We start from the raw sequence: 23395 nt of genomic DNA on the forward strand, positions 1-23395 counted from the left end.
GGAGGGGTTTCTTCCCCGGTGGCGGGGTACGGATGGCTCCGTCGGCGACGGAAGTGAGCGGACCTTGAACTTCATCACCATTGGACACCGTGGCGTGATGGGCGTCGAGCCGGAGAACACACTGCGCTCCTTCACGACTGCGGAGCGTGCCGGTCTCGACGCGATCGAGCTCGACCTTCATCTGAGCAAGGACGGCGCGCTCGTCGTCATGCACGACGAGCGGGTGGACCGGACGACCGACGGCAGCGGCCGGATCGCCGACCTGACGCTGGAGGAGCTGCGTGCCCTGGACGCCGGTCTCGGCGAGCGGGTGCCGGTCTTCGAAGAGGTCCTGGACGCGGTGAAGGCACCGCTGCAGGCGGAGATCAAGGACGTGCGCGCCGCACGGGTGCTGGCGGAGGTGCTGCGGGCGCGGGACCTGCTGGAGCGGGTCGAGGTGATCTCGTTCCACGACGAGGCGGTCCAGGAGGTGGCCCGGCTGGTCCCGGGGGTGCGGACCGCGCTCGTCGCCGAGCACTACGGCCCCGAGGTCGTCGACCGCGCGGTCGCGGCCGGCACCGCCACGCTCTGCCTGGACATCCAGCGGCTCACCCTGGAGGTCGTCGAGCGGGCCCGCACGGCCGGGCTCAGGGTCTTCAGCTGGGTGGTCAACACCCCGCAGCACCTGCGACTGGCCCGCGCACTGGAACTCGACGGCGTGACCACCGACCACCCGCAGATCAAACGCGCGGGCCGCTTCACGGCGTAGGGCCGCCGCGCGTCGGTCAGGTCAGGGGCTTGACCAGCAGTTCGAACTGGAGGTCGTCGCGCTGCGGGAGGCCGAAGCGGTCGTCGCCGTACGGGAAGGGGGTCATCCGGCCCGTGCGGTGGTAGCCGCGCCGCTCGTACCAGGCGATCAGGTCCTCGCGGACGGAGATCACGGTCATGTGCATCTCCGTCACGCCCCAGACCGCGCGGGCCCGGCGCTCCGCCTCGGCGATGACGGCCTTGCCGACGCCCGCGCCCTGGAGGCTCGGCCGGACCGCGAACATGCCGAAGTAGGCGTGGTCACCGCGGTGTTCGAGCTGGCAGCAGGCGACGATCACGCCGTCCTGTTCGACCGTGAGCAGCCGGCTGTCGGGCGACTTGATGACCTCCAGGACGCCCTCGGGGTCGGTGCGCTGCCCTTCGAGGATGTCCGCCTCCGTGGTCCACCCGGCCCGGCTGGCGTCCCCGCGGTAGGCCGACTCGATCAGCGCGACCAGGTCGTCGACATCGGCATCGGTGGCTTCACGGAACGTCAGGGTGGTGGCGGGGGACTTCATGGGACGTTTCTCCCTCTGTCTCGCTGTCTCGGGGCGGGTCGGCCCGGCTCGAGGGTAACCCTGCCACTAGGCTCCGGATGTATGGTGCACGTTCTCAGCAGCCGGACGCTTCTGCGCCCCACCGACCCCGAGCGCTCCCGCGCGTTCTACGGCGAACATCTGGGCCTCGCCGTCTACCGCGAGTTCGGCACGGGCCCCGAGCGCGGCACGGTCTACTTCCTCGGCGGCGGGTTCCTGGAACTGTCGGGCCGCTCCGACACCCCGCCCTCCCCCGCCGTACGCCTCTGGCTCCAGGTCCCCGACGCGGCGGCGGCGCACGAGGAACTGCGGGGCAAGGGGGTGCCGGTCACGCGGCCTCCGGTGCGCGAGCCGTGGGGGCTGGTGGAGATGTGGATCGAGGACCCCGACGGCGTCCCCATCGTGCTGGTCGAGGTCCCGGCGGACCATCCGCTGCGCTACCGGCCCGGGATCTGAGCTGCCGGGCGCGGCGGCGATCCGAGGTGGCGGGCGCGGCGGCGGGCGGGCGGCGGCTCAGTCCGGCAGGTTGCCGTCGCCGCCCAGGTTGCTGACGACGCGGCGCAGGACGTCGATCGCGGTGGCGAAGTCGGTCTCCGTGACGCCCTCGTGCATCCGCCGGTGCACGGTGAGGTTGCGCTCCCTCGCCCGCAGCCGTCCCGCCTCCCCCGCCTCGGTCAGCCGCATGCCGCCGTCCTCGGTGAGCCAGCCCCGGTCCACGAGGTCGTCGTAGACGTCGTGGAAGTCGATGCCGAGGTCCTCGTAGCGGGCCAGCCGCGCGGTCAGGGCCGGACGGGTCCACGTCCCGGGTTCACCGGCGACATGGTTGAGGGTCCACCAGTGCGGCTGGGTGAGGTTCTCGACGGCGAGCTGGGCACGCAGGGCGCCGACGACCCTCCGGTACGCCTCGCCGGTCCACGCCCCGATCGGCTGGGCCGCGAGCTCTTCGACCGAGTACTCCTTCAGCGCCACGGCGCCTCCTTCCCCTTGATCACCAGGTCACCGGCCACCGTAGAACCTCAAGCGTGCTTGAGCTCAAGCGCGCGGTGGCCGCCGTATCCGGGCCGGACTAGCGTGCTGACGCAGGGGGCTCTCACTGGGAGGAACGCCATGAAGCTCGACCGACCGGTGACCGGCGGGCCCTGCTGGACGGAGCTCGGAACCCCTGACCTCGAGGCGGCGAAACGCTTCTACGCGGCCGTCTTCAACTGGCGGCCCGAGACGGATCCGCGCTCGGAGGCCGGCGGCTACACGGTCGCGCACCTCGGTGACGCGGCCGTGGCCGCGCTCTCGCCGCTGTACCAGGAGTCGCAGCCGGTGGCCTGGAACGTGTCGTTCGCGGTGGAGGACGCCGACGATGCCGCGCAGCAGGTGCGGGCGGCCGGCGGCTTGGTGCTGCTCGGCCCGATGGACGTGTTCGACGTCGGCCGGTTCACGGTGGCCACCGATCCGACGGGCGCGCTCTTCCAGCTCTGGCAGGCCCGTTCCTTTCCCGGCGCCGGGCTGTTCAACGCGCCCGGGTCGCTCGGCTGGGTGGAGCTGATGACCCGTGAGCCGAAGCAGGCCGAGGCCTTCTACACGCGGGTGTTCGGCTGGACGGTGAATGCCTCGGAGCGCTACACCCAGTGGGGCATCGCCGGGGACGACTTCGGCGGCATGACGGTGATGGACGACAAGTTCCCGCCGGAGGTGCCGCCGCACTGGCTGCCCTACTTCGCGGTGACCGACGTCGACATCACGGCGGCCGACGCGGCCGGGGCCGGCGGCACCGTCCTGATGGAACCCACTTCCGTGCCCGACGGCCCGCGCATCGCGGTGCTGCGCGATCCCCAAGGCGCCATGTTCGGCGTGCATCAGGCCGGCCAGGAGGGCTGACACCGCCCGGACCCGACGGTTCCCTCACCACCGCACGCCCTCTGTTCAAGGGGGCGTGCGGTGCGCTATACCTGCTGCGCTTGATTGATTCTGCTCGATGCGGCCCGTTATCAAGCAGGTTCCGTCATCGTTCGCTGTCGATGCCGGGTCGCGCAGGATGTGAAGGGACCGATATGACCGCTCCATCCAGCAGATCCCGCGCGCGGCACCGCAAGCGCGGCGCGGCCGGTCTGGCCGCGGCGGCCCTGTGCGCGGCGCTCGCCGTCACCGGCGCCCCGGCCCCGCCCGCGGCGGCCTCCGTCCCGGCCGCGGAGGCCGCCGCGTCCGGCGCCCTCGGGGACGTCACCGGCTTCTCGGCGTCGGGGGCCGTGTACACGTTCACCGCGGGGGCCGCCAAGGCCCGGGTGAGCTTCGTGTCCGCCGACACCTTCCGCATCGAGGCCGCGCCCGACGGCACGTTCACCGATCCGGTGGGGTCCGACATCGTGCTGCCGCAAGGAGCCGCGCCGGCCACCCGGTGGGCCGACCGCGGAGACCGCTACGAACTCTCCACCGACCAGGTCACGTTGCGGGCGTACAAGGCGCCGTTGCGCTTCGCCCTGTACCGCGCCGACGGCACCCGGCTGTGGGAGGAGAGCCGCGGCATCAGCTGGGACGGCACCTCCACCACGCAGACGCTGACGCGCGGCGCCGGCGAGCAGTTCTACGGCGCCGGCGAGCAGAACGGCAGCGGGAACACCTCGCAGCGCGGCAAGACTCTGAAGGTCGGTGTCGACTACAACTGGAACGAGGGCGGCCACCCCAACTCGGTGCCGTTCTACCTGTCGTCGGCGGGCTACGGCGTCTACCGCAACACCTACGCGCCGGGGACCTACGCCTTCACCGATCCGGTGACCACCACCGAGCAGGAGAAACGGTTCGACGCCTATTACGTCGCCGGGTCGAGCGCCAAGGACGTCATCGGGAAGTACACCCAACTCACCGGGCGTCCCATGCTCCCGCCGATCTACGGCCTGGAGATCGGCGACTCCGACTGCTATCTGCACAACGCCAACCGCGGCGAACGGCACACCCTCGACGCGCTGAAGGTCGCCGACGACTACGTCAAGAACGACATGCCGCTGGGCTGGATGCTGGTCAACGACGGCTACGGCTGCGGGTACGAGAACCTCGCCGAGACGGCCAAGGGCCTGGGCGACCGCGACATGCAGATGGGACTGTGGACCGAGGACGGCCTGGACAAGCTCGCCGACCAGGTCAAGGCCGGGCAGCGGGTCGCCAAACTGGACGTCGCCTGGGTCGGCGACGGCTACAAGTTCGCGCTGGACGGCTGCAAGGCCGCGTACCGCGGGATCGAGGACAACAGCGACGCCCGCGGGTTCACCTGGGCGCCGGAGAGCTGGTCCGGTGCGCAGCGGTGCGGAGTGCAGTGGAGCGGGGACCAGTCCGGGAGCTGGGACTACATCCGCTGGCAGATCCCGACGTACGCGGGCGCCACGATGTCCGGGCTCGCGTACACCACGGGTGACGTGGACGGGATCTTCGGCGGCAGTGCGAAGACCTACGCGCGCGATCTGCAGTGGAAGGCGTTCCTGCCGGCCGTGATGACGATGGACGGGTGGGCGTCGTCGGACAAGCAGCCGTACCGGTACGGGGAGCCGTACACGAGCATCAACCGGAAGTACCTGAAGCTGAAGGAGTCGCTGCTGCCGTACATGTACACCTACGCGGCGCAGGCGAACCGGACCGGGGTCGGGGCGGTGCGGCCGCTGGCCCTGGAGTACCCGGACGACCCGGTGGCCGCGTCGGACGCGGCGAAGTACGAGTTCCTCAGCGGTGAGGACTTCCTCGTCGCGCCCGTGTACCGGGACGAGAGCGTGCGCGACGGGATCTACCTGCCGAAGGGCAGGTGGGTCGACTACTGGTCGGGGCGGGTGTACCAGGGGCCGACGACCGTGAACGGGTACCAGGCGCCGCTCGACACCCTGCCGCTGTTCGTGAAGGCGGGGGCCACGGTGCCGATGTGGCCCGGGATCAGGTCCTACCGGGACCGCACGGCCTCTTCGCCGCTGGCCTGGGACGTGTATCCGCAGGGCCGGTCCTCGTTCACCCTGTACGAGGACGACGGGGTGACCCGGCAGCACCGGACGGGGCGGTACGCCGAGCAGAAGGTCGTCGTGAGCGCGCCCGACAGCGGGGCGGGGGCCGTGCGCATCGACGTCGGCGCGAGCGCGGGCTCGTTCGCCGGCAAGCAGAGCGCGCGGCCGTACCGGTTCACGGTGCACACCGGGTCCGCGCCGGCACAGGTGCGGCTGGACGGGCGTGCGCTGCCCCGGCAGGCGTCCAGGGCCGAGTTCGAGGCGGCCGCGGAGGGATGGTGGTACGACGCCGGGGACCGGGCCGGGGTGGTGCAGGTGAAGACCCGGGCGGTCAGTACGGCGCGGGCGTTCCGGGTGGACCTGGACGCGGCGAGCGCGGTCGGCGGGCGGGTGCCCGGTGCCGTGGGCACGCTGGACGTGACGGCCGACGCGGAGATGAGCGCGGGTGTGCCCGGGAAGGTCACGGTGGACTTCACCGCCGGGCGGGCGGGTGCCGAGGGGGCGACGGTGTCCCTCGCCGCGCCTCAGGGGTGGACCGTGTCGCCCGCGCGGGCGCTGGGAAGCGTGGACGCCGGTGAACGGGCGCGCGCCGAGTTCACGGTGACGCCGCCGGGGGACGCTGCGGTCGGCGAGACGGTGGTCACGGCCACCGCGCGGTACCGGGCCGCCGGAGAGCAGAGGGTGACCGGGGAGCGGGCCGCCGTGCGCACCATGCCCCGGCCGCCGGCCGGGGACGCGTGGGCCAGCGATCTGCCGTGGCTCAGCGCCTCCAACGGGTGGGGGCCGGCGGAACGGGACCGGAGCAACGGGGAGTCGGCAGCCGGTGACGGTCGTACGCTCACGCTGAACGGGACCACGTTCGCCAAGGGCATCGGCGCGCATGCCAACTCCGACATCGAGTTCTGGCTGGGCGGGGCGTGCTCCTCGTTCACGGCGACCGTGGGTGTGGACGACGAGATCAACGGCTACGGCGGGGTGTCGTTCTCCGTGGTCGCGGACGGCAGGACGCTGTGGTCGTCGCCGACCGTGTCGGGGAAGTCGGATCCGGTGCAGGTGAACGTGCCGGTGGGTGGGGCACGGCATGTGCATCTGGTGGTGACGGATTCGGATGGGTCGAAGTCCGGGGATCATGGGGATTGGGGGGGTGCGGCGTTTCACTGCGCGTGAGGGGTGAGGCGTGACGGTTGGGGGCGGTTGTCGTTCGGCTGCGGGTGCGTTGTGGTTGCTCGCGCAGTTCCCCGCGCCCCTTATAGGCCTGCGGCGGCCCGTCATCGTCCGGTGGGGGCTGATGTAGCGCGTCGTGCCGGTGGGTGAGTCGGGGCCGGGGTGGGGGGTGTCCGTCCTCGGTCCGGCCACCCGTTCCCGACGAGCGCTCAGTGTCCCGGTGCCGGACGCTGCGGGCGGACACCCCCCACCCCGTCCCCTCCCCGCCGTGGGCGGGTGCCGGCCGACCCAGCTGCGGGCAGTCGTGCCTCCCCCAAGCTCTTCGAGCAGGGGGGACCCCCAGGGCGGCACGGGTGGGCTGGGGGTACCCCCTGCACGTAGTGCTTGGGGGAGGCACCCCGCCAGCGCCGGCGAGCGTCCCCACACCCGGCCAGCCCAGACTCCGGTGCCGTGGAACGCCGGGTGCGTAGCACGGCCCGTGGGGTCAGGTTCGCACGGCGTGGCCCTCCAGGCGGGAGAGGAGGTTCGACAGGAGGGTTGACAGGGCGTTCTGGTCGGGGGTGTTCAGGGCGGACAGTACCGCCGTTTCGTAGGCGAGTTGGTCCGGCAGGATCGCGTCGACCAGGTCGCGGCCGGCGGCCGTGAGGCGGACGTGGGAGACGCGGCGGTCGCGGGTGTCGGCGCGGCGTTCGACCAGGCCGCGCTCGGTGAGTTGCTTGAGCCGCTTGGTGACGGCCGCGCCGGAGGAGAAGGTCTCGCGGGCCACCTCGCCGGGCGTCAGCTCGTGCCCGGTGCGGCGCAACGCGCCGAGCAGGTCGAACTCGGCGCGGCTCAGCCCCGCGCGGCGCAGCGGCGCGTCCTCCGCCTGCTGGAGGAGGGCGGCGCAGCGGTTGACCCGGCCGATGATCTCCATGGGGCCGGTGTCGAGGTCCGGGTGGACCGCCCGCCACTGCCGGACGACGGCGGCGACGGTGTCACCCCTCCCGCCGCTTGGCTCGGTCGCCGTCATGGCCGTACGTCCTCCGCTTTCGTTCCCCGGTCCAGGGTCAGCCCCTGGCGTCGTACCGTCGCCGCGAGCGTACGGTGTCCCGCCTGCTCGGCGAGCACCACCCGGTCGTGCGGCAGGGCCCGCTGCCACCACTCGCCGGACGCGGCCTCGGCGGTGGCGCGCAGGTCGACGAGCGCTCCGGCGAGCGCGCGGCGGGCCGCTTCCAGGGTGGCGGCCGGGGTGTGGGGCTCGGTGAGGAGGCGGGCGGCGCGTTCGCGGGCCCGCTCGGCGGTGGTGAGGGCGTGTTCCAGGCGGTCGCCCGAGCGGCGGTTGGTGACGGCGACGGCGGCCACGAACCCGACCAGGGCGCCGACCAGCGTGTCGACGGTGCGCTCGGTGATCAGTTCGGCGGAGTCCTGGAAGCGGACGAACTCGGTGATCAGCAGCGCCATCGGGGTCACGCAGATCGTGCCGAGCCAGTAGTTGCGGCCGATCAGCGCCTCCGCGCCGAAGTTGAAGGCCAGGCAGAGCAGGACGAGCGCCGCCTGGTGGAGGTGGGCCAGCGGGACGACCGCCGCGAAGACGAGGACGCCGAGGACGTTGCCGACGACGCGCTGCACGGCCCGGCTCCAGGTGAGCGTGAGGTTGGCCTGGTAGAGGCTCGCCGCGGTGACCAGCGCCCAGTAGGGACGGCCGACGCCGAGCGCGAGGGAGGCGTAACCGGCGAGCGCGCAGCCGACGAAGGTGCGGACGGCGACGGGGGTCAGGTGGTGGCGGGGGGCGGGGGTGGTCCTCTCCGCTTCGACGCCCAGGAGTTCGTCCGCCTCGCCGGGCAGGTCGTCCACGCGGGGAAGGGGACCGTTGCCGCGCAGGTCGCGGGCCCAGGCGCGCAGCCGGGCGGGGTCGCTGTCGGCGGGTGCGGCCAGGGCGACCTCGGCGCGGACGAGGAGGCGCTCCAGTCCTCGCCGGGTGCGGTCGGAGCGCAGACCCGCGGTGAGCAGGGTCTGCCAGGCGGCCTGGACGGCGGCGGCCGCCGCGCCGCGGGTGTGGGCGTCACCGGTGGCGGCGTGGGCGGCGGCCGCGGTCAGCGCCTGCGCGGTCGCGCGCCGCTCGGGCCCGTGCGGCCGGACCAGCCCCGGCGCCATGCCGACCAGCCATGCCCAGGCGCCCGCCGCGAGGGCCAGCCCGAGGTGAGCGGGGATCTGGGCGAGGGTCTGGGGGACGAAGAGGGACGCGGAGCTGATGAAGGTGAGGACGACGTTGCCGGGCGGGCCGACCCGGGTGGCGTCGCACACCGCCTTCTGTACGGCGGCCAGCAGCGCGCCCACGGTGACCAGGACAGCCGCACGGGTGGTCAGCGACGCCGCGGTCAGCGCGACGGCGAGGCCGCCGGTCATGCCGAGGACCACCCAGGCCAGCGTCCGGGCCCGGGCGGCGTAGGGGCGGTTGTGGGCGTAGAGGGCGCACAGGGATCCGGCCATCGTGTACATCGCCAGGTCGAGACGGCCGAGCGCCAGCAGGATCAGGTTCGGCGGTGCCACCGAGACGACGGCGCTCAGCGCGGGCTTGAACCAGATCGGAGAGGGGCGGCCGAGCCTCAGGGCTCCGGCGAGGGGGAGAGGACGGATGTGCATGGCATTTAGTTTAGCAGGTGTTTTACTCGTGAAATATTTGCTGTGCGCGCTCCGGCTTGCGCGCCCCGTGTACACCTCTGCGCTTGCGTGCGCTCCGGCCGGTCCGGGCATCGCTCCTTCTGGACCGACCGTCGAACGGGGAGGCGCGCGTGCACGGACCGGCTTCGTCCGGCTGGCTCCTGGTCGCGCTGTGCGCGGTGACCGGCGCCTACTGCCTGCTGCGCATGCGCAGCGGGACACGGGAGCAGCGCCGGGTCGCGGGCAGTGAGGCGCTGATGGGTTTCGGGATGGCCGCGATGGCGGTGCCTGCGGCGGTGTTCACACCGCCCGGCTGGGCCTGGCCGGGCTATGCGGTGGTCTTCGGGCTCGCCGCCGTACGTGCCCTGTGGGCGGCGCGGCGCGGCGCCCACCATCTGCACCACCTGGTGGGGGCCACCGCCATGGTCTACATGGCCGTGGTGATGGCGGGGGCGCCGGACCACCATCACACGGGAGGTGGCGTCCCGCTGGTGACAGGGGCGCTGCTGCTCTACTTCGCGGGGTACGTCCTGCTGTCCGGGGCGCGCCTGATGCCGGTCGCGGCGGTGGCCGGCGCTCCGCCCGTGGCCGGCTGGGGCGACCGGCCGGAGCTGGCGCGGGCCTGCCGGCTGTCCATGGGCATCGCGATGGTGGCGATGCTGCTGGCGCTGTGACGCGTGGGGTGTGTCACTTTGCCCGCACTGTACGTACCGCTCAGTAGCCTGCGCCTCATAGGCTGCTGCCCATGTTCGTGCCCGCGACTTTGCTGCTGCTCGGCGCCCTGATCGCGGTCGTCGCGCCGCGGTTGCTCGCCCGGGCCGACTGGCCGGACCGTGAGCCGGTGGTCGCCCTGTGGGTGTGGCAGTGCGTGGTGGCGTCCGTACTGATGTGCTGCGCCCTGTCGATGACGCTCAGCGCGGCGGCGGCCTGGCAGGCGGTGCGCGGCCATGTGTTCGCGTCGGCGCCGCGGGCCGTGGTGGAGGCCTACGAGCTGGGGGTGGGCGCTCCCTGGGCGGCGACCACCGCCGTGACACTGGCGCTCGGCGGGGTGTGGACCGTGGCGATGCTGGTCCGCGAGGTCGCCCGGGCGCGGGCACGGCGCCGGCTGCGCCGGGCCGAACTCCTGCTGCGCGCACCGCGGTTGCCGGGCGAGGGCGCGGACCGCCGGCGGCTGGTCATCCTGGAGGGAGAGCGGCCGGACGCCTGGTGGCTGCCGGGCGCACCGCCCCGGCTGGTCGTCACGACGGCCGCGCTGCGCCGGCTCGAAGGGCGCCGGCTGGACGCCGTTCTCGCGCACGAGCAGGGGCACGCGCGCGCCCGGCACGACTGGCTGCTGCACTGCTCCTCGGCGCTGGCCGACGGCTTCCCGCAGGTGCCGGTGTTCGCCGCGTTCCGCGACGAGATGCACCGGCTGGTCGAACTGGCCGCCGACGACACGGCCTCGCGCCGCTTCGGCCGGCTCACCACCGCCCTCGCGCTCGTCGAACTCAACGAGAGCCGTGGCGTGTTCGGGCCCTGTCCAGTCGGGCACGGGCAACAGGTGCCGCAGCGGGTGCACCGGCTGCTCACCGCCCCGGCCCGGCTCACCGCGGCCCGCAGACTGCGGCTGACGGCCACGGCCGCGCTGGTGCCGGTGATCCCGGTGCTGGTGGCGTTCGGCCCGGGGCTGCGGGCGCTGGGCTGAACAGGGCCGGAGTTGGCCCCGGGCACCGCGCGTTGGAGACGATCGCACCATGCACCCTCCGTCCGCCGAAGCGCCGCTCCGCTCCCCCGCCGCTCGCTCCGCGCTGCGCTGCGCCGTCGTACTCGCGCTGTGCTCGGCAGCGCTGACCGCGCTGGTCGCGCTCCGCTGGCGTCCGCTCTTGGGCGCCGACGGCGCCATCGCGCGGACCACCCACCGCTGGGCGGTCGGCGACCCCGGTGTCACGCACGTCTTCCGCGTCCTGACGGACTGGGTGTGGGACCCCACGACGATGCGCGCCCTGTGCGCGGCCGTCGCCGTGTGGTTGCTGTGGCGGCGCGCCGCGTGGTGGACGGCGGTGTGGCTGGTGACGGCGACGGCGCTGGCCACGGTGGTGCAACAGACGCTGAAGGCCGCCGTCGCCCGGCCCCGCCCCGTGTGGCCCGACCCGGTCGACTCCGCGCACTACGCGGCCTTCCCGTCCGGGCACGCCATGACCGCCACGGTGGTGTGCGGCCTGCTGGTGTGGCTGGTGCACGCCTACGGCGCCGGGCCCGCGCTGCGCCGCACGGTTCTCGGCGTCGCCGTGGTCAGTGTCGCCGGGGTCGGTGTGACGCGGGTGTGGCTCGGTGTGCACTGGGCCTCGGACGTGCTGGGCGGCTGGCTGCTGGGCGCGGCACTGGTGGCGGGCGCGGTGGCGGCGCATGCGCGCCTGCGGCCCGAACCGGCCGGAGGGCGGTCAGTAGGATCATCGGCATGACCGCCGTTCTCTTCGACTTCTCCGGCACGCTCTTTCGGATCGAGTCCGTCGGCGCATGGCTGGGCGCCGTCCTCACGGAAGCGGGGATCACGCTCCCCGCGGGCGAACTGGCCGCCACCGTCAGCGCGTTGGAAGCGGCGGGCGCGCTGCCCGGCGGCGCGGACCCGCAGCAGATCCCCGCCCATCTCGCCGAGTTGTGGGAGGCCCGCGACGAGAGCGGCGACGGGCACCGGGCCGCCTACACGGGTCTGGCCCGTCAGGTGCCGCTGCCCGATCCGGCGTTGTACGACGCCTTGTACGACCGGCATCGCACACCGGCCGCCTGGACGCCGTACCCGGACGCGGCCGACGTACTGCGTGAGCTGCGGGAGCGTGACGTGCGGATCGGCGTGGTCAGCAACATCGGCTGGGATCTGCGCCCCGTCTTCCGCGCCCACGGCCTGGACGCGTTCGTCGACACCTATATGCTGTCGTACGAGCACGGCATCCGCAAGCCGGACCCGAGGCTGTTCGCCCTCGCCTGCGCCGCGCTCGACGTCGAACCGGCGCGGACGCTCATGGTCGGCGACAGCCGGCACGCGGACGGCGGCGCGGCGGCCCTGGGCTGCCGGGTGCACTTCGTGGACCATCTGCCGGCCGACGAGCGGCCCGACGCGCTGCGCCCGGTGCCGGCCCTGGTCGGCTGACCCCCGGGCCCCGTGTCACTCCAGATAGCCCTCGACCTGCGAGGACGAACGGGCCGCGGCCTCGTCCGGGTTCTCCCCGAACTCCGTCTTGGCGCGGCGCCGGCGCAGCAGGTCCCAGCACCGGTCCAGCTCGTGCTCCAGTTCGGTGAGGCGTTGCCGCTCGGTGACGCCGTCGATCCGCCCGGACGCCAGGTCCGCGCGCAACCGGTGCTCGCGCTCGACCATCTCCGTGATCCTGGCCAGGATCTTCTCGTCCTGTTCCATCAGCCCACGCCTCCTCGGCCGGCCCTCTCCGCTTCACTGTAGGGAGCCCGGGGCGCGCCTGCGACCGAGACCGCTCGGGCGACCCCGTCCGATTGCCTCAGGCGACCATCCGGGAGGAAAACGGTCCGCTCTGGACGATCCCCCGCGTCGTCCAGAGCGGACGGCAACGCCGACCGGGCCCGCGCAACGGGCTGGTCGGACACGCGTTGAGTATAGTTGGCTGGCAGCCAGTCAACGCAGGAGTTACAGCATGTCCCCGCGCAGCCCCTCGGTCAATGAGGAATTGCGGCGGCGCTCCCGGGAGCGGCTGCTGCAGGCGGCACTCCAGCTGGTCAGGGAGCGCGGCTACGAGGCGACGACGCTCGGCGACATCGCCGATCGCGCGGGCTCGGCCCGCGGACTGGTGTCGTACTACTTCCCCGGCAAGCGCCGGCTGGTGCAGTCCGCGGTGCACCGGCTGATGCACCGCACGCTGGAGGAGGCCCTGGAGCGCGAGCCGCGCACCGACGACGGCCGCGAGCGCATGGCCCGGGCGATCGACGCGATCCTGGGGCTGGCCAGGGACGAACCGGTGCTGATGCGCCAGCACATGGCGGGCCTGCTGCAGGCGGAGGGCTTCGTGCAGTGCCCGGAGCAGCAGCGGCTCGCGGAACTGCTGCGCTCGGTGGTCGCCGGGTACGGCTCGCCCGACATCGACCGTGACTACCCGGTATTGCGCTCGGTGCTGATGGGCGCGGTGTACGCGATGGTGCTGCCGAACGTGGCGATGCCGATCACGGCGATGCGTGCCGAGCTGTTCCGGCGCTACGGGCTGGCGTGGGGCGCGGGGAACCCGCCGGACGCCGAGGCGCCCGGCGGGGGTTGCGAGCAGGATGTGTCCCGCTTCTTCGCGACCGGCGCGCGGCCGGAGGATCAGTCGAAGTAGTCGGGCTGGGTCTGGACGTTGAGCTCCCGCAGGTGGACCCGGCGGGCCTGGTCGGTGCGGCGGTCGCTGAGCTTCAGGACGTCGAAGCCCTTGGCGATGTCGTTGGAGTAGATGTAGCCGTTGTAGTAGTACGCCGACCACGCGCCGCCGACCGTGAGCGTGTCGGTGGTCAGCGGGCCGCGCTCGAAGTAGGCGATCTCCTTCGGGTGCGCGGAGTCGGTGAACTCCCAGACGGAGACACCGCCCTGGTACCAGGCCTGGACCATGATGTCGCGGCCCTTGACCGGGATGAGCGAGCCGTTGTGGGCCACGCAGTTCTCGGTGTCGGCCTGGTGGCGCGGGATCTTGTAGTAGCCGCGGAAGACGAGCTTGCGCTTGTCCCCCTTGCCGACGATGTCGTAGATGCCGTCGGCGCCGCGGTTCGGGCCGGTCGCCGCGTTGCAGGTGGCCGCACCGCCGCCGCCGAGCTCGTCGGTGAAGACGACCTTGTCCGCCTTCTGGTTGAAGGTCGCCGAGTGCCAGAAGGCGAAGTTGACGTTGTCCTGGACCTGGTCGATGACCTTGGGGTGTTCCGGGTCCTTGATGGAGAACAGGATGCCGTCACCCATGCAGGCGCCGGCCGCGAGGTCCTCGGAGGGCAGCACGGTGAGGTCGTGACAGCCGGTGGTCTTGGACACGCCGGGGTTGGTGGGGGCGCCGGGGTTGCCGCCGCCGTCCGGGCCGTCGCCGGGGAAGAGCACCGGGAAGTTCACCACGGCCGCCTTCTCCGGGGCGTCGCGCGGCACCTTGATGACCGAGATGCCGTCGTGCGGCGGCTGGCAGTCCGGGTAACTCGCGCTCGGCGAGTAGGAGGAGACGTAGATGTAGACGTTGTCCCGCTTCGGCACCAGCGTGTGGGTGTGCGAGCCGCATGCGGTCTCGACGGCGGCCACGTACTTCGGATTGCGCTTGTCGCTGATGTCGAAGACCTTCATGCCCTCCCAGGAGGACTTCTCGGTCGCCGGCTGCGTGGTGCTGTGGCAACTGCTGTCGCTGCGCGAGGAGTCGGTGGACAGGAAGAGCAGATTGCCGGAGACGGAGATGTCGTTCTGCGAGCCGGGGCAGAGCACCTGCGCCACGGTCTTCGGCGACGCGGGGTCGCCGATGTCGAAGATGCGGAAGCCGTCGTAGTTGCCGGCGAAGGCGTACCGGCCCTGGAAGGCGAGGTCCGAATTGGTGCCGGGCAGTGCGTCCTTGGGGATGTTGGTGAGGTGCTGGATGTTGGCGGAGTGGACGATCTGGTCCTGGCCGGGTATCTCGCCGGCCGCGATCGCCTCGGCCGCCTGGGCCTGGGCGCTGCGGGAGACGCCCTTCGGTGCGGCCGGGTGGTCGCCCGGGTCGGGGGTGGCACCGGCGGGCGCGGCGGTGAGCAGCGCGGCCAGCAGCCCGGCCGCGGCGGCGGCAACGCCCAGGCGTCTGCGTCGTGTTCGGGGATCGTGCAGGGTCACTGTGTCCTCCCTCGGCACCGTTCCGGTCGGAACGGTTCACGCTTCCCCGCAGTATCGTCTTCATCATGCCCAGATCAACAGATGGCAATGGGATCGTCATGAAGAACCCGGGAGGTCGCCTTGCTCCTGCGCCGTGGATCGCGTCCGGTCCTCGCCACGGTCTCACTGACCGCCCTCGTCCTGCTCACCCTCGGGGGCTGTGACTCCGGCGCGGACGCCGAGCCGCCGGTCTCCAGTGGCCCTTCGGTGCTGGTGCCGGGCAAGCCGGGCGAGGCCAACCGCACGCTCTCGGCCGAGGAGGCGGCACGGCAGCGGGCGGACGACGACACGCCCAACGCGGCGGACGTGTCGTATGCGCGCATGATGATCGCCCATCACGAGCAGGCGCTGCGGATGACCGGACTCGCGCCGGACCACGCCCGGTCGGAGGACGTCAAGCGCCTCGCGGCCCGGATCGCCGCCGCGCAGGGGCCGGAGATCGCGACCATGCGGGCCTGGCTCAAGGAGTACGGCAAGGAGGAGGCCGGGGGCGGGCACGTGCACGGCGGTATGCCGGGGATGGCGACGCAGGCGCAGCTGAAGCAGCTGGGGGCGGCGCGCGGCACGGCGTTCGACGCGCTCTTCCTGACTCTGATGATCACCCATCATCAGGGCGCGATCACCATGGCGACGGACGTGAAGGCGCAGGGCAACAACGTCCGCATCGAGGAGATGGCCGACGACGTGGTGGCGCAGCAGACGAGCGAGATCACCCGGATGCGGCAGATGCGGTGACGGGACCGCCCGGGGGTGCGGGCCGTTTCGCCTGGCGGTGGACGTGAGCCGAGGAGGCGGGCCAGCTGGCCTTGCGGTGGGCGTGACGCCCGCGGGGCGGGTCAGTCCGTCTTGCGGCGGGCGTGACGTGGGGTCAGGAAACCGGCGTCGCGGGCCTGGGCGATCAGGCGCAGCGACTTGCGGCGGCTGTGGCCGGTCGCGCACATGACCGCGAGGACCGGGTCGGCGCCCTCCTCCTGGGCCGCGCGGTACTCCTGGGCGACCTGCCATCGCCCCTCGATGCCGCGCGGCCAGGCGGGACGGGCCCGGCGCCCGCCGGACCGCTCGCCCTCGCCGGCGTCCTCGCCGTCCTCGTCGGTGTCGTCGGCGTCCACCCCGCACGCCTCGAACAGCGGGCCCTCGATCCAGTCGGCGAGTACCGACAGGTCGTCCAGGGACAGCGCGGGTTCGGCCCGGACGTCCTCGATGGACACGCACCCCTCGCACATCACGGCGAGCGCCTCGACGCCGGCGCCGTCGGGGAACGCCAGCCGGACGTGGAACCACCTCGTCGCGCCGGCGTCCTCCTGCACTTCCCACGCGGGCGACACGGTGACCGCGCCGTCCGCCTCCGATCGATCGGAAAGATTAAGAAAGGATGCTTCAAGCACACACGCAACGTAACCGCATGATCACATTCCATACGAACGGACACGCATCCGTCCGTCCGCACAGCACCCTGTCAGCGCAGCCGCGCGACGCCGGGGCGGGGCCGGGGCCGGGTCCGGGTAGTCCGGTGCCGGAAAGCCCGGGGCCGGCCGGCCCGGAGGGCGGCGCGGTTCAGGCGAGCCGGGCGGACTGGCGGGCCGCGGCGTCCAGGAGGGCGTCGAGCAGACCGGGGAAGAGAGCCTCCAGGTCCGCGCGGCGCAGGCCGTTCATCTTGGCGGTGCCCTGATAGGTCTGCTGGATCACGCCGGCCTCGCGCAGCACCCGGAAGTGGTGCGTGGTGGTCGACTTGGTGACCGGAAGATCGAAGTGCGAACAGGACAACTCATCGGTGGCAACGGCGAGTTCACGCACGATTCGCAGACGCATGGAGTCGGACAGGGCGTGCAGCACGGTCTCCAGCCGGATCTCCTCCCGCGCCGGATGCGGGAGCTCACGGCTGCTGACGGCGGGGGTGGCGGCGGGGGTCACGGCGGGCTCCAGTTCGTCGGATGCCCCCCATTGTACGAAGGCTCTCGTAGTTTGACATCCACCGTACTACGATGGCTATCGTACGAGTCGACCACCGGTCCCGTGATGAATGGAGTCCGCCGTGAGTGCGCTCTTCGAGCCCTACACCCTGCGCGAAGTGACCATCCCCAACCGTGTGTGGATGCCGCCGATGTGCCAGTACTCGGCCGCGCCCGAGGGGCCGGAGGCCGGGGTGCCGCACGACTGGCACTTCGCGCACTACGCCGCCCGCGCGGCCGGCGGCACCGGCCTGATCATCGTCGAGGCCACCGCCGTCTCACCGGAGGGTCGCATCTCCCCGTACGACCTCGGTCTGTGGAACGACACTCAGGTCGAGGCCTTCCGCCGCATCACCCGCTTCCTCGCCGGCCAGGGCACGGTGCCCGCGATCCAGCTCGGGCACGGCGGGCGCAAGGCCTCCACCGACCAGCCGTGGAAGGGCGGCGCCCCGGTCGGGCCCGAAGCGCACGGCTGGCAGCCGCTGGCGCCGAGCGCCGTCGCCTTCGACGAGCGGCACCCGGTGCCCACCGAGCTGTCGGCCGACCAGATCCAGGAGATCGTCGGCCAGTTCGCGGACGCCGCCCGGCGCGCGCTGGACGCGGGCTTCGAGATCGTCGAGATCCACGGCGCCCACGGCTATCTGATCAGCGAGTTCCTCTCCCCGCACGCCAACCGCCGCACCGACGCCTACGGCGGCTCGTTCGAGAACCGGACCCGTTTCCCGCTCGAGGTCGTCGACGCCGTACGGGCGGTGTGGCCGGACGACAAGCCGCTGTTCTTCCGCATCTCCGCGACCGACTGGCTGGAGGAAGGCGGCTGGACCGCCGACGACACCGTGCGCTTCGCGCGGGAGCTGCACGCCCACGGCGTCGATCTGCTCGACGTCTCCACCGGCGGCAACGCCTCCGGTGTGCGCATCCCGACCGAGCCCGGCTACCAGGTGCCGTTCGCCGCGCGGGTCAAGGCGGAGACGCCGCTGCCGGTGGCCGCCGTCGGTCTGATCACCGAGCCGGAGCAGGCGGCGAAGATCCTCGCCAACGGTGAGGCGGACGCCGTCCTCCTCGGCCGCGAACTGCTGCGCAACCCGTCCTGGGCCCGGCACGCGGCACGCCTGCTGGGCGGCGAGGTCCACGTGCCGGACCAGTACCACCGGTCGGTGTGACCACGGACCGTCGCACCGGCCGGTCGCCCCGGCGGCCGGTGTGACCGGGGGCGACGGGGGGTGGCACGGGGCCGGCACCACATCCCCGCCCGGCGCCCCCGCGCTCACCGCGTCAGCCTCAATACCGTCTGCTCCAGGCGAGGCAGTGCTCGCTGGCCCGCGAGGGCCAGGGCGATCGCCGCCGCCACGCCCGCCCAGGCGAGGGGGCCGAGCGGGGTGCAGCCGAAGACCTGGCTGGCGCCCGGCGTCTGGACCAGCAGGACCAGGGCGGCGGCCGAGCCGAGTACGGTGCCCCGCACCAGCGGGCTGCCCCGGCGGTCGGCCAGCGTCTGCGCGAGCTGTGTGCCGACCACCGCGCACAGCGCCATGGTCGTGGACCGGCGGGTGGTCCCCGGGGTGAACCGGCCGAACAGCCAGGCCACCACCGCGCCCAGACACGTCGTCAGGGCCCGGTGCCGGATCTGCTCGATCAGCGGCTCGCCCAGCATCGACGAGCCCAGTGGCCCGCTCGCCTCCTCGGTCGGGTCCTTCTCCGGGGTGACCGCGACGGCCATTGCCGGGAACAGGTCGGTGAAGAGGTTCACCAGCAGCATCTGCCGCGTGGACAGCGGTGCCCGGCCTCCCAGCAGGGTGCCGACGATGCCGAAGCCGACCTCGCCCGCGTTGCCGCCGATCAGGATGGCGATGGCGTCGGCGACGCTGTGCCACAGGGCGCGGCCCTCGCCGACCGCCTCGACCAGCACCCCGAGGTCGTCGTCGGTCAGTACCAGGTCGGCGGCGTTGCGGGCGGCCGCCGATCCGCGCGCGTTGATGCCGACCCCGATGTCGGCGGCGCGGATCGCTGCGGCGTCGTTGGCGCCGTCGCCGACCATCCCGACCACCCGGCCCGCGTCCCGCAGTGCCTCCACGACCTGGAGTTTCTGTTCCGGCGCGACCCGGGCCACGACACCGCAGTCGCCCAGGATGCGGGCTCGTTCGGCCCGGTCGGCGGCGGCCAGTTCGTCGCCGGTGACCACGCCGGTGTCCTCCGGCCAGCCCAGCTCGATGGCGATCGCCCGCGCGGTCTGCGGGTGGTCGCCGGTCAGCATGACGGGTCGTACGCCCGCCTCGCGCAGCCCGTGCACGAGTGCGTTGGACGTGTCGCGCGCCACGTCGGCCAGTGCGACCAGTCCGATGAACTCCAGCTCGCGCAGCGCCTCTTCGAGGGCTTCGACGCCCGACTCGGCGTCGTCCAGGCGGCGTTCGGCGACGGCCAGCACGCGCAGCCCGTCGGCGGCCAGCGCGTGCGCGGTGTCGGACGCCTCGCCGGCCCGGTCGCCGCAGGCGGGCAGGACGTTCTCCGGGGCGCCCTTGACGACCAGGACACGTCCGCCGTCCGGGGTGTGTCCCACCGCGGCGGCGTACCCGCGGGCGGCCTCGAAGGGCAGCGCTTCCTCCTGCGTCCACTGCGGGTCGTCGGCGGCCGCCTCCAGTACCGCCTCGTCGGTGGCGTGCACCGGCCGGTCGGAGCCGCCGTTCAGCTGCGGGCAGGCGCGCGCCGCCTGGATCAGGGTGCGGCTGTCCGGGGCCTCGTCGCGCTTGCGGACGGTGCCGTCGGTGTCGGTGACCCGCACCAGGCGCAGCCTGTTCTCGGTGAGGGTGCCGGTCTTGTCGAAGCAGATGGTGTCCATCCGGCCGAGGGCCTCCAGCGTGCGCGGCGCCCGCACGAGCACCCCGCGCCGGCTGAGCCGGCGGGCCGCCGCGAGCTGCGCCACCGTCGCCACCAGCGGCAGTCCTTCGGGTACGGCGGCCACGGCGACCGCCACTCCCCCGCTGACCGCCTCACGGATCGGCGTGCCGCGCAGCAGCGACAGACCGGTCACGGCGGCACCGCCGGCCAGGGTCAGGGGCAGCGCCTTGCGGGTGAGTTCCTGAAGCCGGGCCTGGACGCCCGCGGAGGGCGGCTTCCGGGCGGCCAGATGGACCGCGCGGGACGCCTCGGTGCGCTCACCGGTCTCGACGACGACCGCGCGGGCGCTCCCGGCCACCACGGTCGTTCCCTCGAAGACCATGCAGCGCCGCTCGGCCACCGCGGCGGCCGGGCACGCGTCCGTGGTCTTGTCCACCGGCAGCGACTCGCCGGTCAGCGCGGACTCGTCCACTTCCAGCCCGTCCGCCCACAGCAGCCGGGCGTCGGCGGGGACGACGTCGTCCGCCTTGAGGTCGATGACGTCGCCGGGGTGCAGCTTGGCCGCGTCGACCGTGCGCGGTTCGCGCCACTCGTCGGAGGTGAGACGGGCCTTGCGCTTGTGCTCGGCGAGCAGCCCGGACAGCGCCCGCTCGGCGCGCAGCCGCTGGACGCCGCCGACCAGCGCGTTCAGGTCGAGCGCGCCGACCACCAGAAGCGCGTCCGCGGCCGAGCCGAGGATCGCCTCGGCGGCCGAGCCGACCGTGAGGACGGGGGTGAGCGGGTCCTGGAGTTCGCCGCGCACCGCGCGGGCCAGCTGAAGGGTCCAGCGCGCCGGGGCGAGCGCGGGGACCTTCTCGGCGCGCTTGGCCCACTCGTGCATGCGGCCCGACGTCTGGTCCCTGAGGGACGGCCGGTCCTCATGGTGGCGCGCCAGCCGCTCCCGTACGGCGTCGACGTCCAGGGCGTGCCAGGCGACGCGTGCGCGGGGGTGCGGGGAGCGGGCCACGGCCACGCCGAGCGCCGCCCGGGCACCGCTGAGCAGCGCGGCGGTCGCGCTCAGGTCCACCGGGGCGTGCCGCAGTCCGGGGATCATCGGGGAGCGCCGGCTCCGGCGTGCCTCGCCGATCGCCACCAGCAGACCCGAAAGGGCGGCACCGGACCGGGCCAGCGTCTGCGACCTGCGCCCCACGTTCCGCGCCACGGGCACGGAACGCAGCAACCGCCACACGTCGCGCAGGCCACCGGGGGCCACCACGTCCGCGCCCCACACCACGGTGGCGTCGCCGTCCGCGAGCGCCACCGCCACATCGCCGGCAAGCAGTCCGGTCAGCACGTCGTCGTCCTCGGCAGCGGCCGCGCGGGCGACGGTGAGCACCGCGCCGCGTTCCCGCAGCCGGTCCACGGTCTCCCCGAGCGGGCGGTCGGCCGGCACGAGGTGGTCGGCGAGTCCGGTGAAGTCCGCGAGTGCGGGATCGTCCACCATCACCACGCGCAGTCCGGCGGCGCGGGCCGCGTCCAGTACGGCCTCGGCCCACGGGTCGGCTCCCGCGCCGGGGGTGCGCAGGGCACTCGGGTGCAGCAGCACCGACTCGACCGTCTCGATCTGCCGCAGCCGTTCGCTGTCCCGTACGAGGACGCCGGTGCGGGCGAGGGCCATGCCCAGGAAGGCGTTGAAGGCGGCGGGGCCGTAGCGGGCGGCCTTCGGGGAGCCGGCGAGGACCGCCTCGGCCGCCTCGTTCACATCGTGCTTGACGAGCAGGGCCGCCACGGCGCCCAGCATGCTGCCGGTGCCCGCGTGTGCGGCGTACTCCTGGGCCGGGGTGCTGCGCAGCGGCGGACGCGGCCGGGCGCTCGGGTGCACACCGGTGCGGTCGGGGGTGCACAGCCGGTCGTGGACCGCGTCGAACGCCGCCGAGCGCGCCACCGTCTCCGCCAGCTGGCAGGCGCGCAGGGTGCCGTCGAGCACCAGCGCGGTCGGGGTCTGCCCGGCGCCGTGCGCGGCCGCGTTGGCGGCGGCCAGCAGCAGGTCCATCCGGGAGCGGCCGAAGCGTCCGCGCAGCCAGGCCCGGACGCGGGGGTTCTCGCGCAGCAGCGTCACACAGGCCGTCACCAGCCGCGGCGAGGGCGGAAGGCGCAGCGCGTACGCGGTCAGCGCGGCCCCGGTGCCGGCCACGTCGGTCAGCAGCGCCGCCGTCGCGGTGCGCACACCGGCCGGGTCGCCCGGGTGCGGGAACTCCTCGATGTCGACGTCGGAGGCGTCCGCCGTACCGAGGCCGTGGCGTTCGGCCAGGGCGGTGGCGTGCTCGACGACCCGGTCGGTCAGGGCGTCCTCGGTCGCCGACACCACCAGCCGGGCCAGCCCGCCGTCCCAGTACGCGAAGGCGACGTCGGGCCGTTCGGCCAGGATGCGCGCCACCCGCCGCGCGCTCTCCTCCAGCCCGCCCGCCCGCCGTACGTGTTCCTCGGCGGCCGGGCGCAGCACGAGATGCGCCCGCCGGCCGGACCGCCAGTGGCTGTCCGCGCCCGGCAGCGCGCCCCGGGTGACACGGCCGACCCGGACGGCGGCGTCCGCGCCGCGCACTCCGGCCCGGGCCGCCCCGGCGACCGCGCCCGCGGCCAGGCCGACCGCACCGGCGGCCAGGTCGGTGGCGGGCGTGACACCGCGCGCCAGCAGCCGGGGCCCGGCCGGCAGGACGGCGGCGGCCGCCGCGGGGAGCTTCAACAGGCCCAACGCCATGGAATCCTCACTTCTCGCCGTGTCGCGGCCGGACGTCCGGGGTGGACCCTTCCACCCTGGTCCTCGTGGGGGACGCCGTGGTCCTTCGTGCCCGGGTGCCGGAGTGGAGCGCGCTCGACCCCCTGGACGCGCTGAGCGCCGCGTTCTTCGCCACCTGTTTGGCGGCGCTCTTCGCCACCGCGCCTTCGTGCCGCGAGGCGGCGGAACGCGGACCGGAAGCGCCGGCGCCTGCGGGAGCGGAGGGGGCTGCGGGCGCGGGTCCGGCTGTGGTGGGGGCGTCTTCGTGCGGGGGAGCGCCGGTGGCGTATGCGGACCCACCGCCCGCCGCGTCCCCCGGAGGGCCGCCCGCGCCCGTGGTGCCCGTGGTGGGGGCGGGGGAACCGCCCGCCGCGTGCTCCGGGCCGCCCGTGGCGTGGCCCGGAACACCGCCCCCGGTGTGCGTGGACACAGCACTGGTGGCGTGTCCCGTCGTCTCGTCCGTCGTCGCGTCGGCCCGGGCCGACGGCTCGGACGCCGGTGCCCCGGCGGTCGCGGCGGCGCCGGTTCCTTCCCGTTCTCCCGAGCGTGGCTGAGTCAGCCAGGCCACCGCCGCGCCGGTGAGGGCGACGGGCCACTCCACCACCCCGGTGACGCCGAGCACCCCGGCGCCGGTGTACACCGCCAGCCGTCGGCCACGCGGCGACACGGCCCCGATTCTGTCCAGCGCCCCGCCGGCCGCCCGGCCCACCAGCCCCGCTCCGGGCACCCGCCGCAGCGCCGAGGCGGCGGTGCGCAGCGGCTGCGGGAGCGTCGCCGTGGGCGACTGCTGCGTTGCCATGACTGTCCTCACCTCGCGTGCCGTCCCTTTCCGGAGGGCCGGGTTCCCGCAAAGCGCCTCGTCATCACGCGTCCCTGGGTGCGAGTCACGACGTGGCGTCCATGGCTGACAACAGCCCTCG

Annotated in this window: 21 protein-coding genes; 11 read left to right on the forward strand and 10 right to left on the reverse strand. The window is 73.6% G+C overall.

The features are described 5' to 3' along the window. The first annotated feature begins 64 nt into the window (after positions 1-64). Positions 65-748 (forward strand): glycerophosphodiester phosphodiesterase, encoded by a 684-nt coding sequence (locus ACZ64A_RS17075; protein WP_469811109.1) that lies wholly within the window; start codon positions 65-67, stop codon positions 746-748. A gap of 16 nt (positions 749-764) precedes the next feature. Here ACZ64A_RS17075 and ACZ64A_RS17080 read toward each other — a convergent pair whose 3' ends face one another. Next, positions 765-1304: a GNAT family N-acetyltransferase gene (locus tag ACZ64A_RS17080; protein ID WP_469811110.1), complete on the reverse strand. Its 540-nt coding sequence runs from the start codon at positions 1302-1304 to the stop codon at positions 765-767. A gap of 81 nt (positions 1305-1385) precedes the next feature. On the opposite strand from ACZ64A_RS17080, the gene ACZ64A_RS17085 reads away from it, so the two are divergent. After that, a complete protein-coding gene (locus ACZ64A_RS17085) occupies positions 1386-1778 on the forward strand; it encodes a VOC family protein (RefSeq protein WP_469811111.1) in 393 nt (130 codons plus the stop codon). 57 nt (positions 1779-1835) lie between these two features. Here ACZ64A_RS17085 and ACZ64A_RS17090 read toward each other — a convergent pair whose 3' ends face one another. Next, the gene (locus ACZ64A_RS17090) at positions 1836-2291 is read right to left on the reverse strand and encodes a MarR family transcriptional regulator (RefSeq protein WP_469811112.1); all 456 of its coding nucleotides are present in this window, start codon (positions 2289-2291) and stop codon (positions 1836-1838) included. A gap of 138 nt (positions 2292-2429) precedes the next feature. On the opposite strand from ACZ64A_RS17090, the gene ACZ64A_RS17095 reads away from it, so the two are divergent. Beyond that, positions 2430-3194, forward strand: coding sequence for a VOC family protein (locus ACZ64A_RS17095; RefSeq protein ID WP_469811113.1), 765 nt, complete (start codon positions 2430-2432; stop codon positions 3192-3194). Between the two features lie 173 nt (positions 3195-3367). Next, positions 3368-6460 (forward strand): NPCBM/NEW2 domain-containing protein, encoded by a 3093-nt coding sequence (locus ACZ64A_RS17100; RefSeq protein WP_469811114.1) that lies wholly within the window; start codon positions 3368-3370, stop codon positions 6458-6460. A 481-nt stretch (positions 6461-6941) separates the two neighbouring features. Here the strand turns inward: ACZ64A_RS17100 and ACZ64A_RS17105 are convergent, their stop codons facing one another. Both ACZ64A_RS17105 and ACZ64A_RS17110 read right to left on the reverse strand, forming a co-directional pair. Next, positions 6942-7466: a MarR family winged helix-turn-helix transcriptional regulator gene (locus ACZ64A_RS17105; RefSeq protein ID WP_469811115.1), complete on the reverse strand. Its 525-nt coding sequence runs from the start codon at positions 7464-7466 to the stop codon at positions 6942-6944. Further along, positions 7463-9079: an FUSC family protein gene (locus ACZ64A_RS17110; RefSeq protein WP_469811116.1), complete on the reverse strand. Its 1617-nt coding sequence runs from the start codon at positions 9077-9079 to the stop codon at positions 7463-7465. The genes ACZ64A_RS17105 and ACZ64A_RS17110 overlap by 4 nt, the downstream gene beginning before the upstream one ends. Positions 9080-9228: 149 nt before the next feature. Between ACZ64A_RS17110 and ACZ64A_RS17115 the strand changes: the two genes are divergently transcribed. From ACZ64A_RS17115 to ACZ64A_RS17130, 4 genes are all read left to right on the forward strand, one after another. Further along, positions 9229-9771, forward strand: a complete 543-nt coding sequence (locus tag ACZ64A_RS17115) for a DUF5134 domain-containing protein (RefSeq protein WP_469811117.1) — start codon at positions 9229-9231, stop codon at positions 9769-9771. Between the two features lie 71 nt (positions 9772-9842). Continuing rightward, positions 9843-10781 carry a M56 family metallopeptidase gene (locus ACZ64A_RS17120; RefSeq protein ID WP_469811118.1) on the forward strand — a complete coding sequence of 313 codons (939 nt, stop codon included), beginning with the start codon at positions 9843-9845 and terminating at the stop codon, positions 10779-10781. A gap of 49 nt (positions 10782-10830) precedes the next feature. Further along, on the forward strand, positions 10831-11538 hold the full coding sequence (locus ACZ64A_RS17125) for a phosphatase PAP2 family protein (protein WP_469811119.1): 708 nt from the start codon (positions 10831-10833) through the stop codon (positions 11536-11538). Further along, complete coding sequence (locus ACZ64A_RS17130; RefSeq protein ID WP_469811120.1) at positions 11535-12224, forward strand: HAD family hydrolase; 690 nt, start codon at positions 11535-11537, stop codon at positions 12222-12224. Before ACZ64A_RS17125 ends, ACZ64A_RS17130 begins: the two co-directional genes overlap by 4 nt. Positions 12225-12239: 15 nt before the next feature. Here ACZ64A_RS17130 and ACZ64A_RS17135 read toward each other — a convergent pair whose 3' ends face one another. Continuing rightward, the gene (locus ACZ64A_RS17135; RefSeq protein WP_469811121.1) at positions 12240-12488 is read right to left on the reverse strand and encodes a DUF2630 family protein; all 249 of its coding nucleotides are present in this window, start codon (positions 12486-12488) and stop codon (positions 12240-12242) included. Between the two features lie 250 nt (positions 12489-12738). On the opposite strand from ACZ64A_RS17135, the gene ACZ64A_RS17140 reads away from it, so the two are divergent. Then, entirely contained in the window at positions 12739-13413 is a 675-nt protein-coding gene (locus ACZ64A_RS17140; RefSeq protein WP_469811122.1) for a TetR/AcrR family transcriptional regulator, read from the forward strand. Here the strand turns inward: ACZ64A_RS17140 and ACZ64A_RS17145 are convergent. Further along, positions 13401-14900, reverse strand: a complete 1500-nt coding sequence (locus ACZ64A_RS17145) for an LVIVD repeat-containing protein (protein WP_469811123.1) — start codon at positions 14898-14900, stop codon at positions 13401-13403. The two genes, ACZ64A_RS17140 and ACZ64A_RS17145, sit on opposite strands and share 13 nt — an antisense overlap. A gap of 120 nt (positions 14901-15020) precedes the next feature. Here ACZ64A_RS17145 and ACZ64A_RS17150 point away from each other — a divergent pair, with 120 nt between their 5' ends. Then, a complete protein-coding gene (locus tag ACZ64A_RS17150) occupies positions 15021-15674 on the forward strand; it encodes a DUF305 domain-containing protein (protein WP_469811125.1) in 654 nt (217 codons plus the stop codon). Positions 15675-15775: 101 nt separating this feature from the next. Here ACZ64A_RS17150 and ACZ64A_RS17155 read toward each other — a convergent pair whose 3' ends face one another. Beyond that, positions 15776-16264 (reverse strand): DUF6214 family protein, encoded by a 489-nt coding sequence (locus ACZ64A_RS17155; RefSeq protein WP_469811126.1) that lies wholly within the window; start codon positions 16262-16264, stop codon positions 15776-15778. Positions 16265-16493: 229 nt separating this feature from the next. After that, positions 16494-16850, reverse strand: a complete 357-nt coding sequence (locus tag ACZ64A_RS17160) for an ArsR/SmtB family transcription factor (protein WP_469811127.1) — start codon at positions 16848-16850, stop codon at positions 16494-16496. A gap of 121 nt (positions 16851-16971) precedes the next feature. On the opposite strand from ACZ64A_RS17160, the gene ACZ64A_RS17165 reads away from it, so the two are divergent. After that, positions 16972-18051, forward strand: a complete 1080-nt coding sequence (locus tag ACZ64A_RS17165) for an NADH:flavin oxidoreductase/NADH oxidase (RefSeq protein ID WP_469811129.1) — start codon at positions 16972-16974, stop codon at positions 18049-18051. Between the two features lie 104 nt (positions 18052-18155). On the opposite strand, the gene ACZ64A_RS17170 is transcribed toward ACZ64A_RS17165, so the two are convergent. Next, positions 18156-22457 (reverse strand): HAD-IC family P-type ATPase, encoded by a 4302-nt coding sequence (locus ACZ64A_RS17170; protein ID WP_469811130.1) that lies wholly within the window; start codon positions 22455-22457, stop codon positions 18156-18158. 7 nt (positions 22458-22464) lie between these two features. After that, positions 22465-23274, reverse strand: coding sequence for a hypothetical protein (locus ACZ64A_RS17175; protein ID WP_469811131.1), 810 nt, complete (start codon positions 23272-23274; stop codon positions 22465-22467). Between the last annotated feature and the right edge of the window lie 121 nt (positions 23275-23395).

It is taken from the genome of Streptomyces sp. NPDC104814, assembly GCF_055583185.1.